The organism is Parachryseolinea silvisoli (genome assembly GCF_021190955.1).
Taxonomy (GTDB): domain Bacteria; phylum Bacteroidota; class Bacteroidia; order Cytophagales; family Cyclobacteriaceae; genus Ohtaekwangia; species Ohtaekwangia silvisoli.
Genome location: NZ_JAIOAO010000002.1, coordinates 1,388,849 through 1,403,777 on the forward strand (window position 1 = coordinate 1,388,849; position 14,929 = coordinate 1,403,777).

Here is a 14,929-nt window from a genome sequence, read left to right on the forward strand (position 1 = left end):
GCATAGGTTTTTCCGTATATGCCTGGACAATATCCGATAACTAAATTAAAAGCTATAGATACACTTATGAATATGGGACAGTTATTGTATTCGCAGCAGTTGAAGGAGCAGCTTATCAACATCGAAGCCACGGCCAAAGAGCTTGCCAAAGAGGATCCCACAAAGTCGGCCGAGCAATTCCGTGCTGAAATAGACTTTATCGTAACCCTGCTCAAAGAAGCCCGGCTAATGGTTGATTAACCAAAGCTCGTCCTTACCTGAGTAGAAAAGCCGTTCCAGTTTTCCGGGGCGGCTTTTTCTTTTGGTGGACTGTCGGTAAATGGTCGATGGCCTTCGGGCAGCGGTGAAATATATACCACCGGTTGATCCACCACAGAGGTCTTTACACGCGTCTCCGTAGTAGTGACTACATCTTCCGGAACAGTCATGGGTATAGTATAACAATAAACCTTACCTTCTGACTTTTCCAAAACAACTTCTTTCATCGTATAGACATACCGCATTTCCGGCGCTCGATGTCCTTCTGTCACCTGCTCAATCTGCATTTCAGGTACATCCTCTGTCACCTCTTCGTCCACGCCATCTACTTCTGCCGCTCCCATTCCATCATCCGCAGCGCCACCACCCGACACATCCTCTTTCCCACGCAATGCCAGAATCTTCGCCGCGCCAAACCGCTTTACTTCATCAATCTTCCCACCCTCCCGAAAAGCGCCATACTCAATACCAACCGACAACATCAACGTCCACCGGTTGTCCGGCGGGAGTACATCCATGGCTAACGCCAGCACAGTGCTTTCCATTCCCTCCAGCGAAGGGTTCCAATCAGTCGAAATATCGATCGAATAATAGGACGGACCATACTATGCGGGGGGCAAATACTCTTTCGCAGCCACATCAAATGTCACATCCGGCACAATACCCAACGTAACAGTTAGGCGAAACATCGCGTGGTTATTTTGTGGAAAATAGTTGATGTCGCGCATCAGCTCCGGAATCTCAATGCGCGCTGAACGACTGGCGCGATCCATCGTATAATATACCGGGGTGCGTACAATGGAGTCGAAGCTGGGTGCTTTATAGGTGGTTGAAAAACCTTCGAGCATGCGTGTGTGTTCAGAGAGCGTAATACTGCGGCGGCCCCATTCGCTGGAACCATCACGCAATTGCACCTGGCGCATGATACTGTTGATATCGCTGCCGAAATTATAGTCAGACAGACGCCGGAGTTGAAGCATGGCCATCCGCACGTAGCTGCCGTGGTGGGAGCAACCGCCGAACTCCGACATGGTGCGGCGTGTATTTTTAAAGCTGGGACTGTTTTTACTTTTTCGCGACTGGGTCCGCCCTTGCGACGAACGACAATCTTGTCAACGCCGCGCATGCGGTAGGCGCTGAGCATGTCTAACTTACCGGTAAAGGCGAATGGTCCTTCGAGAAAAGGCATAATCGATTGGTTTTAGGGTAACGAGAGGGGTTTTCGACAACATTCAAAGTTTCAACGGTGTCTGAATCGAATTTACAGAAAGATAGGCGACTGTCAAAATACTGAATAATTAAAATTTTAAGGAAAAGAGTCTAAGCAGGAGATATTCAATAGCTACATAATACTTGAATATCTATTGAATGAAACTTAATAAACTATTGGATATCTATTCTATATCTTGACTTTTAATGCGCACTATACCTGATTTTTCAGGGGTGTCGGGTAGTACTGGAGAAAGAATCTGAAAGGGTTTCCTGGTAAGGGACGCCGGGAGGGGGGAGGATCAATCCCGGATGGTTAAATATATCAAAAAATCATCCAGGCTTGCGATTCATCGGGCCCACAGTAGTCTGAAAACTGCAGCCAGTTCCGGTCACTCCGATAAGATCGGGACTGGCGCAGGTTCCGCACCTGCGCTAACGCCTGGCGCTAAACCTTATGCCAGCAAACATTCGTGGCAGCGGGCGCAAGAGCGAAGCGCGTCTCTCGTAACTAAAACTGTGTCCAGCCTTGGGCTGGCGGGGCTTCATTTTAATGACGAGGCCTTGTGCTATTTTTGTACACTAGCCATAAGGTTGGTTTGTAGGAATAGGACGCGCCAGTATGGAGACTGATCACATCCGGACACGTCGGTTCGAGCCTCTGCCTGAGACGGGCTCAGACTTGTGCCAGTTACACGTGGGCCATCCTTTTATCCGAGATCACTTGCCAAATTTAATGGATTGGCGTAATCTTAATAATATGAAGATCTCGTATACTATCCTGGCAGGTTTTTTTTCCATTTTGCTGCTGTTTGTAACCACGACGTTTATCAACTACCGGCAGTCTGAGCGAATCAATGAAAATAGTGAGGCGCTCACCCGGTCCAGCACGATCTTAAAACACAGCAACCGCTTTCAACGCAATGTGCTGAACATGGTCAGCGGCTTACGCGGCTATCTGCTGACGAATGAGCCGTTCTTCATTCAGGCATATGACTCCGCCATGCACGAGAACGATGACATTCTGCACGAGCTTTCGGAGCTTATCCCCGATAGCTCCGCACAAGGGAGCATGCTGGCCGAAATCAGCGCATTGAATACACACTGGTCGACAGAATTTGGCAAGCCGTTGATCGAGGCCCGTCGATCGGCTGGTGGCTCCGATAGCAGCATGGCGGCGTTTAACAAGCTATACCGTGCGAAGATGGTGACGGGCATCGAGAAGAATATTAACCGGTCGCTGCAAAATAAGTTTCGGGAGTTCAGCAACTACGAGTATGCCTCACGCGAAGCGCAACGGGCTGGACTGACGGCGTCGATACGGAATACCAGACGGATTTCATTTTTTCTAACCGTGCTCTCCATCATTGCGGGTATCGGTATTGCCATCTTCCTGGCAAACTATATATCGTCGGGTGTGGTGAAGATGGTGCACATGGCCGAAAGCATTTCGCAAGGTCACTACAAAGTCTCCATGCGGGCTACCGGCAAAGACGAGCTCAGCAGCCTGGCGCGCGCACTCAACAACATGGCGGGCGTGCTCGCCGAAAACATCTCGCTGCTGAAACGCAAGAACGACGAGCTCGATCAGTTCGCCTACATCGTCGCGCACGACTTGAAGGCGCCCCTGCGCGGCATTGACAACGTGGTGACATGGATCGAGGAGGATCACACCACCGAGCTTTCGCCTAAAGTCACCGAATACCTCGGTTTGATCAAAGGCCGCATCAAGCGCGCGGAGAATTTACTCAATGGTATTTTGTCATACTCACGCGTGGGCCGCGAGCTGCAACAACGCGAAACGGTAGATGTTAACCAGCTCATTGAAGAAGTGCGCGAAAGCCTGCCGCCACACTCGGGCATCCAGCTGGAGGTACAAACAGTGTTGCCGGTATTGCAAACCGAAAAGCTTCCGCTACTACAGGTATTTACAAACCTGATTACAAATGCGTATAAATATCATGACAAGCCCCAGGGCTATGTAAAGGTATATTTTAAACACCTGGGACCGACATACGAATTTTACGTAGAGGACAACGGCCCGGGCATTGCGCAGGAGTATCACCGGAAAATCTTTACCATCTTTCAAACACTGGAAGAGCGCGATTCTTTTGAAAGCACCGGCGTAGGATTGGCGATTGTGAAAAAGATACTGGACGATCGCAAGCTGTCGATTCGGGTGCAGTCGGAACCCGGGCAGGGGGCGACGTTTATTTTTACCTGGCGGGCGAACGAGTAGATTATTTTTTGTTGGATCTACACGGCATCTGGCATTCCCGCACTGGGACGAGTCTTCGATCCCGAAGCGGGGGCTCAGATTCGCACCAGATCGTGTAGAACGCAACGCCGCAAAATGTTAAGACCACTTCGGGTGAATAGAATTATGCGCCGTTCATCAAATAATGAACGTCCGGATGGGCATACAGGCACCTTTTTGAGAACCGCAAACTCTGCTGATATTTTTTCGTGGACCGTCGTGATCAATTATTTGGTAATTTTGACTCTTCGAAAAGATTCCGTACGCTTGAGATCTGCATGCTGAAAGTAATTCAAATCCTACTGGTAGAAGACGACAATCTCGACGTGATCGACGTCGGACGCACACTTGACAAGATGGCCATCCTGTATAAGATGGAGGTGGCCCGTAACGGCGAAGAAGCTGTGCGCATTCTCTCGGAAAAAACGGCTGCCGGAAGCGAGCTGCCCGACTTCATTATCCTGGATATAAATATGCCGAAGATGAACGGCTTCGAGTTCCTCGATGCGTTGCGCAGCCGCGACGAGTGGAAGGACCTGAAAGTATTCGTGCTCACCACCTCGGGTGAAAAAGAAGATCGTCTGGCCGCCAAAGGTTTGGGCGTGGCAGGCTACATCGTTAAGCCGTTGAAGCTAAACAATCCGGTGTCGAACGATGCCTTCAATCTGATGATCGACCTGATGAACATGCGCGGATAAATCGCTGCCGCCGCCCAGGTATTACTTCACTATTTAGAATCGTTTTTGAAGATCACAATTCGGTAACGATTGTTTTGCCGAATGGTAACATCCTGCCTCCAACTCTATAGAATATTCACAATGCCGTAATTGCGGCTTGATACCTGTTTTTTTCTGTGCCTGTACCTTGGACATATATTCAAACCCACATACAGACACATGAAGAAATTATTTACACGGATAGCATGCCTGGCACTGGCAGCTACTATTGCGCTGGCCTCTTGCGAGGGACCAGAAGGCGATGCAGGCGCAAAAGGTGATCAAGGCGACAAAGGAGATAAGGGTGATAAAGGAGACAAAGGCGATCAGGGTGAAGACTACCCCAGCGCTGTCGAGCTGAAAACACATTCCATCACACCGGACGTCTTAATAAAGAAGCCCGGTTTCGAAAACGTTGAAACATACCCCCTCATCAGCAGCGAAGACCTTATCAGCGGCTTTACCTTTGGTGGCTCGGCCGACGGGGCAGGCTTGCTGAAGCTGAACAACGGTTACAGCCTGCTGGTAAACCACGAAGACAACTTCTCTGTGTCGCGTATTTTCCTGGACGAAACGTTCCGCCCGGTATCGGGTGAATATATCCTGAACTCTGACGGTGGCAAGTGGAGACTTTGCTCGGCCACGCTGGCCACGCCGGCGGAACACGGCTTTGGTCCGCTGTACCTCACCTGCGGTGAGTCCAGCGTAGAGTCACGCACGCACGCCCTGAACCCGTTCGCACAAGGCGCACAAGCTTCACAAACGCGTGAGCTGCAGGCCTTTGGTCGCTGGAACGCCGAGCAGGCACTGCCCCTGCCGAAGACAGCTTTCCCAGACAAGACCGTGGTCATGATCGGTGATGACGACTCCAGCATCGATGGTGGCCAGGTGGCCATGTACGTATCGAATACCGTAGGTGATCTGGCCAGCGGTAAGCTGTATGTACTGCGTCGCAAAGACCTGGTAACACGCGAGAAAGACATGGAAGAAGAAGACGTGGTTGACATCGAGTTCGTAGAGATCACAGGCCAGACGACCATGCTGGGTTCTGAGATCAACGCGAAAGCTACCGAGCTGAAAAGCATCGCCTTTAACCGGGTAGAAGACCTCGACTACCGCAAAGACGGCGTAGGCCGCGAAGTATACTTCAACGTAACCGGTAACAGCGCCAACACAGCCGACCGTTCGCAATACGGCCGCACGTACCGCATTGTACTGAACGAAAATAACCCGCTGGAAGGCACGCTGGAGCTAATCCTCGACGGCGATGATCGCGCCGGTAAAGCGAAAGACTTCCAGGATGTTGATAATATCATGGTGACAGAGAACTATGTGTATATCCAGGAAGATCCGAACGGTTACGGTACGGAGACACACGACGCGTATGTATACCAATACAACATCGCTACCAAAGAGCTGAAGCCTGTGTTCGAGCTAAACCACTTCCGTGGCGACGCTACCCTGGGTGCTAAGTTCAAGAGCACAAACTCTGCGAAAGGTAGCTGGGAGTATGGTGCCATGATCGATATTTCCGACATCATCAATACAGACGACACCTTCCTGCTTTGCATTCAACCGCATACCTGGAGATTGCCTGCGTTCAGAAACCCTGACGGAGGCACCGGCCGTCCGAACGAAGATCAAGGCAGTATAATCGCTGTGATCAAAGGCCTGCCGCGCTAATAATAGTTTATAAGATTTAAGAATCTGCTGCCCCGGTTATTCCATCGGGGCAGCTTTTTGTTTTTTTTAGAAAAGTACCTCACCTAGCCCTTCCTTTTACGATGAAGCCTATGTCTTTGCGCCACGCGTCTTATGGCCTTGTGTTTTTTATTGTTCTGCTGGCGGCCTGTCAGCCTGCCGAGAAAAAAACAGATCCGGTACAAGCCGTTCAACACTACCTGGAGTCGCAAACCGACACGCTTGACCAGAAATTTCAACAGCTGTTGCAACACGTAGAGGCGCACGCCCCGACACCGGCGTTGCAGCAAGCATTCGAACAGGCGCGTGACCGATACAAAAACATGGAGCCGTTACTTGAATTATATTTTCCTGTTTTTGTGGACGCCGTCAACGGACCGGCCATTGACGAGCAAGAGCCACACGAAGGTGGGAAGATAACCTATGCCACCGGCTTTCAGTTAATGGAGGAATATCTATATCCAGCGGTGGACACGAGCGCCTACGATGCGCTGTTACAAGAAGCAAAATTTCTGACCGGTATGATCGGCCGGTTACGCCAGCTCATTGCCAACAACCAAATGACCGATCAGCATATTTTCCAGGCTTTGCGCCTCGAAGTGCTGCGCATCATGGCGTTAGGCGTTAGCGGCTTTGACTCGCCGGTAACGTTGCGCTCGCTTCCGGAAGCCGTCGCGGCGTTACAGGGCATCGAGCACATTGTAAACTGCTTTGAGCAACAAGCGCCGGCCACCGAAGTAAAGGCGAATCTCGCCAGGGCGTATACATTTCTGCAACAGGATGTGAGCTTTAACGACTTCGACCGTGCCACTTTTTTCGCCGACATCATGACACCGTTGGCGAAGTCACTGTATGCATACCAGCAGACGTTGGGCATTGCCAATCGCCCGCTGATATCCGCAGTAGACATGAGCAAGGATAATTTTTTTGAGAAGGATATTTTTACGGCCGACTATTTCTCCAATCCCGACAACCGCCAGCCACAGCCGGAAGCTGCCCGACTTGGCAAGATGCTATTCTTTGATCCTATCCTGTCCGGTAATAATAAGCGTTCTTGCGCTTCCTGCCATCAGCCCAATCGTGCTTTTACGGACGGACGCGCCAAGAGCCTGGCCTTCGAAGGAAAGGGTGAGGTGAGTCGTAACGCGCCCACGCTTATCAACGCGCTGTACCAGCGTATGTTATTCTACGATTTGCGCACCATGTTCCTGGAAGATCAGGCGGCGGATGTGATGGCCAACGCCACCGAAATGCACGGCCACATCGACGAGGCTGTAATCAAGATTTCGAAGAGTGAAGAATATCAGGCGTTGTTTAAAAAGGCGTACAATAAACCCGTCACCAATCGCACGATACAACTGGCGCTGGCGGCCTATATCCGCTCCTTGTCGTCCATGAATTCCGGCTTTGACCGCTACATGCGCGGGGAGAAGAATGCCATGACACCGGAGGCCGTTGCCGGCTTCAACGTCTTCATGGGCAAAGCCAAATGTGCCACATGCCACTTCATGCCGCTATTTAACGGAACGGTGCCGGCACTCTATATGAAGTCGGAATCCGAAGTTCTCGGTGTACCGGCGAAACCAGACACAGCGCACGCGAAAGTGGATGCCGACCTGGGCAAGTTCAATACGTATCACGACGATCTGAACAAAAATGCTTTCAAGACGCCCACGATCCGCAATGCAGGGCTCACAGGGCCGTACATGCATAACGGAGTGTATACTTCGCTCGAGCAGGTGATAGACTTCTACAACCGTGGCGGTGGCGCCGGTATCGGCATCGATCTGCCCAACCAGACGTTGCCCGCGGACAAGCTGGAGCTGACGGCCCGGGAGCAGAAGAACATCATTGCCTTTATTCACAGCCTGACCGACACGACCGGCCTCACAACGCCCCCGCGTCAGCTGCCCGCATTTCAGGATGCGGCACTCAACGCGCGAAAAGTAGGCGGCGAGTATTAGGGGTCGGGCTTTGTAAGTTGACATTATATCCGGCCATCATGCCGGACCGGGCACATCATGCCGCAATATGCGCGGCACACACGCTTTCGTAAGTTTAGGTTGATAATCGTGACGATGTGTCCGGCACCGGGCATGAAGCCCCATGAAGGATGTTTTTCCGCGTTTCTTGCGGACTATTTTACACAGCATTCCCCCAATGATCCTGCTATTAGGTCTGTGCTTCCTCAAAATGCCCGTATCGCATCTGATGGGCTGCTGATCGCATGCCGGCGTGTCCGCACTCGGTATAGTTTTTTCGCTTGTTTCAACGAAAAGATCATTGAACTAAATATTACTGATTATGGCTAAGACAGGAAAAGACCGGGAGGGTAATTTTCATCCTCCCAAAGGGCGCCCGTCCGACAATGGACACGGTGCCGCCAGCAGCGAAACGATCGAAGAAGTTGTGGAATATGCAGAGAACGACGACAAGCTGCTGAGCAACGCCATTATCCGGCATCCGAATCGGAATGTAAACAAGCGAGAGATTCGTACACAAAAGAACGATGTGCCACCACCGAACTCCGGTGCTCAGCCGCAGCCGCGCGTACAGGCAGGCCGTATGGAAGAAATCCAGCTTCGCACGACGGAGGACTTTAACACCCTGGCAAACAGCCAGCACGATCATTGCGTGAGTGTATTTATACCTACGCATGCTTCCGGTGTAGAAGTAAACGAGCAAGTGGATGCCATTGTATTCAAAAATGCCTTACAGCGTGCAGCCACCGAGTTAAAGGAGCAACATGTGGACGCAGAGGAAATCCAGCGAATCTTAAAGCCCGCGCAACAACTGCTGAAGGAGGATCCATTCTGGCGCAACCAGTCGCGCGGCCTGGCGGTATTTCTGGCCGACGGCTTTGCGCAATATTGCAAGCTTCCATTCTCACCCGCACACGACGTCCATGTCAATGCATCGTTCTATATGGCCCCCCTGATACCTTCGATCCTGTCCAAGGAACATTTCTATGTGGTGGTACTGAGCAAAAAACAGGCGCAGGTATTTAAGGCTGATGCGTTTGGCATGACGCTGGTCGATATACCCGAAATGCCAAACGGCATGGAGGACGTGATCCACTTTGAGGAGAAAGATGACAAAAATCTTTTCCGGACGGGAAGCAGTGGTGCAGGCAAAGGCGCCAACTATCACGGCATGGGTGCGGGCGTTCCCGATGAGAAAAAGAATATCAGCATATACCTGGACGAGGTAGACGAGACGCTTTGGAAAGAAATTCTGGGGCGTGAAAACTGTCCCGTGTTGCTGGCCGGGGTTGAATACCTCACATCCATCTTCCGGCAACGGACACAATATAAGAACGTATGGCCGGAGTCTCTGACCGGAAACTTCGAACATATGGATGCCAACGCCCTGTATGCTATCGCACGTGAGACCATGCGGCCTTACTTTGGAGAGCGTGCCATAAAGGCATGTGAGGAGTACGGCAACAAGTCGGCGACGGATTTGACTACTTCAGTGGTTGCGGATATTGTTCCCGCGGCCTACTATGGAAGAGTGTCTACGCTGCTTGTACGAAAAGGGGATCAGCTGTGGGGTACGTTTGATGCGCAGTCCAATGCGCTCAGCATACACGAAACGCGACAGGAGGGGGACGAGTCGCTTTATGAGAAAGCCATTGTTAAAACCATTCAAACCGGCGGGGAGGTGCATGAGCTTGAGCCATCAGCTATGCCGGTGGATGCTTCGCTGGCGGCTATCATGCGGTATTAAATAATAGCGATTACTATATAAAAAAGCCCCTGCCATAAGACAGGGGCTTTTTTTATGCGTCCACGCCGGTCGGGAAACTCGCGCGAGTTATACTTTACTTACTTTTCTCAACTGCGTCGCGTGTTGTTTTAGCAGATTCCAGGTGATGCTCCAGAGCAGCAACTTTGCCGGAAGCCCAGGCTTTAATGTCGGGGTCGTTGCCGTCTTCGGCTTCTTTCTTAAATGCTTTTACAACTTCTTCGTGATCGTCGACCATACCTTTCATGAAGGCTTTGTCGAAGTCGGCACCTTTCTTTTCGGCCAGCTCATCATATTTCTTTTGGCATTTTTCACTCAGCGCGCCGGGCAGGCTGATGTTCTTTTGTGCCGCCAGCGACTTCAGCTCGTCGTTTGCTTTACTGTGATCGGTGACCATCATTTGGCCAAACTCCTTCACTTGTTGAGAAGTCGCGTTTGTTTGAGCCAGTTCACCGAGACGTACTTCCAGTAAGCCGGCATCGGCAGCTTCCATGGCAAACTCGGTGTCCTTTTCAATGTTGGAGTCTTCGTGCTTCGCTTCGTTTTGCTCTTCGGCGATTTCCTTGCTGTCGGTCTCTGTCTCAGCCTTGCGGCCACACGAAAACATCAGCGAGGTAGCGAGCATAAACGTAGCGGCCAGATACATGTTCTTTTTCATAGCGGGGTTGTATTTAGTGAATGTTTAATGAACGAAGACGCACAATAAAAATACTATGCCTGCCAGCATGCGTGTGTTCCTGAAATCCCGAAATAAAGAGCGGCACCGTTTTTTAATCTCTTTCTCACAACCAACGTCATGATACTATGAAATCAACAACAAAACACACAGCCCCCATCAACCCGGTAGAAAAAACGAAGGTAGAGGCAGATCCGAAAGCGGCTCCGAAGAATAAGCACGACAAGGAGCTTGAACGGCGGAAACGCACGGGCGTAACGATTGACCCGAAAGCACCCAAGCCATAGCCAATGGTGCATACCATTTCATTTCATTACCGCACGTCAGCGCGGCGTCGGTTACACCGGCCGTGGTGACCGGTCAGTGGTGTAAGCTTGTGACGGCAAATTATATCCGGTATACCCGGCGGAAGGATGGAAACGAATATGATATGAAGTAAAGGCACGATGCCTGTAGACAGTCATTAATCATTTTGTGCGATCGGCATCCGGCGTTTTCTGCCGGGAGTAGTTTCTGACCCCAGCGCGCCCACCGGGTCGGACTGCATAACTATAGACAGGCTGTCGGCACGACGCAGGTTCTTTCTTACCCGTCCCAGGTATTTTACGGCGTAGTCGCGTATTTTCACATCATTGCCTTCCACGATCTCGCGCTCAAATAGCGCGGCCGCTTCCTGATGTATTTTTACCTGGTGGTGAATGTAGGCTGTATCAAAGTCGTATCCACCCAGTAGGTTCAGCCTGTCTTTCGCCGCTTCAAAGCTTTCTGCGTAGCCATCCGGCGGAACGACATCGACTTCATCCGCTACAGCCTCCAGGTCCGTTAGGGCATTTTCATACTCAGTTATCATGCTTTCGCCGAAGTTCTGTATCTCCGCATACTCAGCACGCAGCATCGCTACCGAGCCTAGAAGGGCCGTGGCTCGGCTGGTATAAGTACTTTCACGTACGAAATGGCGATCCATCGTGGTTACGTTGCTGTCGTCGTCTACACACGCGCTGGCCAGTAACAGGCTTGTGAGCGCAATAGCGGGCAGATAGGGAGTTTTCATGGTATTGTTGTCTGATAATCAGTGTTAAAAAAGTATACCGGGTAATTTTATCATGGTGGAACATGGAACCGATCAGGCGTTCATCGGGTATAGTTTTAGAGTTTTAATACCTATCCTAAAGTTTATGTTATGAATGATGATGCGCAACAATTCAGTGAGGGAGCTTCTCAACATGAATTTATTAAACAAATCGCTGTGCTCCTCACGAACTTGAAAGCCCCCGTATACATCCAGTCTGTGGTACACTCAATCGACGGCCCTTCGGCCATACGGGATGTCCTGCCGGAGTTGCGCTACATCAATCAGTTGTTGTATCACCAGGATATCATCCTGGAGGCCTATGGCGCCTCTGAACGGATCATTGGATACACCATCACCGACGAACAGTTTTACGAGACTGCTATCAAAAAAGCACTGGAGCTGGAGGATTATGAAAATGCGGCAGTGTTAAAGAAGGCGCGTGAATATTATCTCCAGTGTGTTCAACAAATTGAAAGTGTAAAGAATTAAGCGTAACTGGAATTAAGTGTAAAGATCAGCCATTGATAATTTCACCTCCATTCGGGTGTAGAACTTGCCCCGTCATATAAGAAGCGTCTTCACTGGCCAGGAATAAATAGCATGGAGCGACTTCGGCGGGCTCGCCGGCGCGGCCCATGGGCACATCGCTGCCAAACTGCGAAACTTTTTCAGGATCAAAGGTCGATGCAATGAGCGGCGTCCAGATCGGACCGGGCGCGACACCGTTTACGCGGATCTTACGCGTCACCAGGTTGGAGGCCAGGCTGCGCGTAAAGCTGACAATGGCTCCTTTTGTAGAGGCGTAGTCTATTAACTTATCGCTTCCGCGATAGGCGGTCACGGAAGTAGTATTGATGATGCTTCCGCCTTCGGGCAGGAAGGGCAGTGCCGCCTGTGTTACCCAAAAGTACGGGAAGACGTTTGTGGTGAAAGTCTTCACCAATTGCTCTGCAGAGATATCTTCCAATCTTTCGCGCTCCCAGTGCAAGGCCGCGTTGTTGACCAGGATGTCCAACTTACCAAAACGATTCATGGTTTCTTGCACCACATGCTGGCAATGCGTCTCGTTGCCGAGGTCGCCGGGTATTGTAATGCACTCCCCGTACGCCTCCACCAGTCGCTTGGTTTCTTCGGCGTCGCCATGTTCATTGAGGTAAGCAATCGCCACATCGGCGCCCTCCTTCGCAAACAGTACTGCCACCGCACGGCCGATGCCACTGTCGCCACCGGTAATCAATGCGACCTTTCCTGCCAATCTGCCGGAGCCGGGTTGGTTACTCTCCGTTTTCGGGGCAGGCGACATGCGCGATTGATCGCCCGGACGCGGCTGGCTTTGAGGTTCCCGTACGGGTTTTTCTTCTCCTTGTTTTTGCATAATAAATGAGGGCTTTTATGCGTTAGATGAAAAAAATATACCACTCTCGGGATGGTATGCGCACGTTGAATGGGTACCCGCTTGCACCCTCGCCGGCAAATTATAGTTGCTATTTCTCTACAAGGACGCCGGAAGTTGGGAGTGCGGTGCCGGACGACAGGTACCCGGCCGGAGTTATCGACGGCTTGACCAGCCTGAAAAGCGATGTATACTGTGGTGGAACAATATTTTGACGAAAACACTCAATATAAACTATACTACTATGAAAACTTCCATAAAAGCCCCGATCCTGCCAACCTGGAAACACATTGGCTTTGTGACCCTTATTTCGGCTTTGGCTGCTTCTGTATTGGTGGCCCTGCAATAAGGGTTATTTACTGGAAACAGCACAAGCAATACAGCTATATACTGCGACACGCGGGCATTATGCCCGCGTGTCGTTTGTATTATAGGGTTAATGATTAGACAACTGCAATATCCGAATGGCGCACCTGTGCGTAAATTTCGTTCACCCGGCGTGCCGTTTTGTCCCAGGTAATAGTTTGAACTTCCTCCTGGCTGTTTTTCTTGAGGGTGGAAGAAAGACTTTCGTATTGTAAGATCGTGGCCATGGCATTCGCCAGGGCGTCGACGTCCCAGAAGTCTACCTTAATAGCACTTTCCAGTACTTCGGCCACACCCGACTGCTTCGAGATGATTACCGGTACACCGGCCTGGATAGCTTCCAACGGTGTAATGCCAAAAGGCTCGGAGACAGATGGCATCACGTAAATGTCCGTGAAGGCCAGGACTTTGTTGATTTCCTGTTTCTTGAGAAATCCGGTATAATGGAAGTGCGACGACATGCGCAGGCTGGCGACCCGCTCGATTACAGCGGGCAACATATCGCCGGAGCCGGCCATGACAAAATGCGCATCGGGGAAATGCTGGTGCACTTTGCGCGCCGCTTCGACAAAATAGAGAGGCCCTTTCTGGTGCGTTATTCTTCCGAGAAACGTGATGACTTGACCTTGCATTGGGTGCCACACGCCGTTGCGATCATGTTTTTCAGCGATAATGCCGTTGTGTACCACCGAGATCTTGCTGGCCGGAATGCCATACTTCGCGATGATTATATCTTTTGTCCACTGGCTTACCGCGATCACATGGTCGGCCTTTTCCATACCTTCTTTTTCCAGGGCATGTACACCCGGATGCCCGGTGCCGCCCGCGCGATCAAACTCGGTTGCATGAATGTGAACGACCAGCGGTTTGTGGCTCGCCGCCTGTGCCGCCAGTCCGGCGGGTATGGTCATCCAGTCGTGTACATGGATCACGTCAAAGTCGCGGCGCTGGCCGATGATGCCGGCTACCTCGCCATAGCGTGACACCTCCTGTAACAGTTGGTCACCATAACCACCTTTAAACGCGTACCGCGTGCGCTCCTCTGCGCCCGGCACGGTCACCTCGGTCTGCTCAAGCTCCAGCGTGATGCCGGGTTCATATACCGGATAACTCCAGTGTTCGATTCCACGCGCCTGCTCTGCAGCCTGTGTCATGCCATAGGGTGACAGCGTGGAGGGTACCTCAAACGTTGTGATACCTTCTTCGTGACGAACGTTAATAATCTCCCGGATACGGGAGGACTGTACGATTAACTTCTGATCGCGGCGCAACGGCACGTCGACCTCGCTGGCGCTTACTAATTCAACCGCCTTGTCAGGCTCGTCGCCAAATGTTTTTGGCACAACGAACAGGATATCGGTCTTTTCCTTTTTCAACGAAGTCGTAAGGCCGTAGCATGCCGTACCCAATCCGCCAGAGATGTGTGGAGGAAATTCCCACCCGAACATCAGCACCTTCATATTTTTTGCCTCTGTAGTGTTTTTATTGATTATTGGACGAAATCCGCTCGATAGCGCACGAGTACAATTCAAAA

Annotated in this window: 14 protein-coding genes; 8 read left to right on the top strand and 6 right to left on the bottom strand. The window is 51.1% G+C overall.

Annotated features, from left to right (window positions below; translation table 11 throughout):
• The first annotated feature begins 72 nt into the window (after positions 1 to 72).
• Positions 73 to 240, top strand: coding sequence for a hypothetical protein (locus K7P01_RS15805; protein ID WP_267294673.1), 168 nt, complete (start codon positions 73 to 75; stop codon positions 238 to 240).
• On the opposite strand, the gene K7P01_RS15810 is transcribed toward K7P01_RS15805, so the two are convergent.
• Positions 237 to 803: a hypothetical protein gene (locus K7P01_RS15810; RefSeq protein WP_267294675.1), complete on the bottom strand. Its 567-nt coding sequence runs from the start codon at positions 801 to 803 to the stop codon at positions 237 to 239. The two genes, K7P01_RS15805 and K7P01_RS15810, sit on opposite strands and share 4 nt — an antisense overlap.
• Positions 804 to 863: 60 nt before the next feature.
• Positions 864 to 1,289, bottom strand: a complete 426-nt coding sequence (locus tag K7P01_RS15815; RefSeq protein WP_267294677.1) for a hypothetical protein — start codon at positions 1,287 to 1,289, stop codon at positions 864 to 866.
• Between the two features lie 938 nt (positions 1,290 to 2,227).
• Here K7P01_RS15815 and K7P01_RS15820 point away from each other — a divergent pair.
• The 5 genes from K7P01_RS15820 to K7P01_RS15840 all read left to right on the top strand — a co-directional run bounded on the left by K7P01_RS15820 (position 2,228) and on the right by K7P01_RS15840 (position 9,870).
• Entirely contained in the window at positions 2,228 to 3,706 is a 1,479-nt protein-coding gene (locus K7P01_RS15820) for an ATP-binding protein (protein ID WP_267294679.1), read from the top strand.
• 296 nt (positions 3,707 to 4,002) lie between these two features.
• Positions 4,003 to 4,422, top strand: coding sequence for a response regulator (locus tag K7P01_RS15825; protein WP_267294681.1), 420 nt, complete (start codon positions 4,003 to 4,005; stop codon positions 4,420 to 4,422).
• Between the two features lie 198 nt (positions 4,423 to 4,620).
• The gene (locus K7P01_RS15830; RefSeq protein ID WP_267294683.1) at positions 4,621 to 6,123 is read left to right on the top strand and encodes a hypothetical protein; all 1,503 of its coding nucleotides are present in this window, start codon (positions 4,621 to 4,623) and stop codon (positions 6,121 to 6,123) included.
• A gap of 110 nt (positions 6,124 to 6,233) precedes the next feature.
• A complete protein-coding gene (locus K7P01_RS15835; protein WP_267294685.1) occupies positions 6,234 to 8,105 on the top strand; it encodes a cytochrome c peroxidase in 1,872 nt (623 codons plus the stop codon).
• 340 nt (positions 8,106 to 8,445) lie between these two features.
• Positions 8,446 to 9,870: a baeRF7 domain-containing protein gene (locus K7P01_RS15840; protein ID WP_267294687.1), complete on the top strand. Its 1,425-nt coding sequence runs from the start codon at positions 8,446 to 8,448 to the stop codon at positions 9,868 to 9,870.
• A gap of 94 nt (positions 9,871 to 9,964) precedes the next feature.
• Here the strand turns inward: K7P01_RS15840 and K7P01_RS15845 are convergent, their stop codons facing one another.
• Positions 9,965 to 10,546, bottom strand: a complete 582-nt coding sequence (locus K7P01_RS15845; RefSeq protein WP_267294689.1) for a DUF4142 domain-containing protein — start codon at positions 10,544 to 10,546, stop codon at positions 9,965 to 9,967.
• 146 nt (positions 10,547 to 10,692) lie between these two features.
• Between K7P01_RS15845 and K7P01_RS15850 the strand changes: the two genes are divergently transcribed.
• Complete coding sequence (locus K7P01_RS15850; protein WP_267294691.1) at positions 10,693 to 10,851, top strand: hypothetical protein; 159 nt, start codon at positions 10,693 to 10,695, stop codon at positions 10,849 to 10,851.
• A gap of 176 nt (positions 10,852 to 11,027) precedes the next feature.
• Here K7P01_RS15850 and K7P01_RS15855 read toward each other — a convergent pair whose 3' ends face one another.
• Positions 11,028 to 11,615: a DUF4142 domain-containing protein gene (locus K7P01_RS15855; protein WP_267294693.1), complete on the bottom strand. Its 588-nt coding sequence runs from the start codon at positions 11,613 to 11,615 to the stop codon at positions 11,028 to 11,030.
• A 129-nt stretch (positions 11,616 to 11,744) separates the two neighbouring features.
• On the opposite strand from K7P01_RS15855, the gene K7P01_RS15860 reads away from it, so the two are divergent.
• The gene (locus tag K7P01_RS15860) at positions 11,745 to 12,125 is read left to right on the top strand and encodes a hypothetical protein (RefSeq protein WP_267294695.1); all 381 of its coding nucleotides are present in this window, start codon (positions 11,745 to 11,747) and stop codon (positions 12,123 to 12,125) included.
• Positions 12,126 to 12,150: 25 nt separating this feature from the next.
• Here the strand turns inward: K7P01_RS15860 and K7P01_RS15865 are convergent, their stop codons facing one another.
• Together K7P01_RS15865 and K7P01_RS15870 are read right to left on the bottom strand one after the other, a co-directional pair.
• On the bottom strand, positions 12,151 to 13,011 hold the full coding sequence (locus tag K7P01_RS15865; protein WP_267294696.1) for an SDR family oxidoreductase: 861 nt from the start codon (positions 13,009 to 13,011) through the stop codon (positions 12,151 to 12,153).
• Positions 13,012 to 13,472: 461 nt separating this feature from the next.
• Positions 13,473 to 14,855: a glycosyltransferase gene (locus K7P01_RS15870; RefSeq protein WP_267294698.1), complete on the bottom strand. Its 1,383-nt coding sequence runs from the start codon at positions 14,853 to 14,855 to the stop codon at positions 13,473 to 13,475.
• Positions 14,856 to 14,929: the final 74 nt, after the last annotated feature.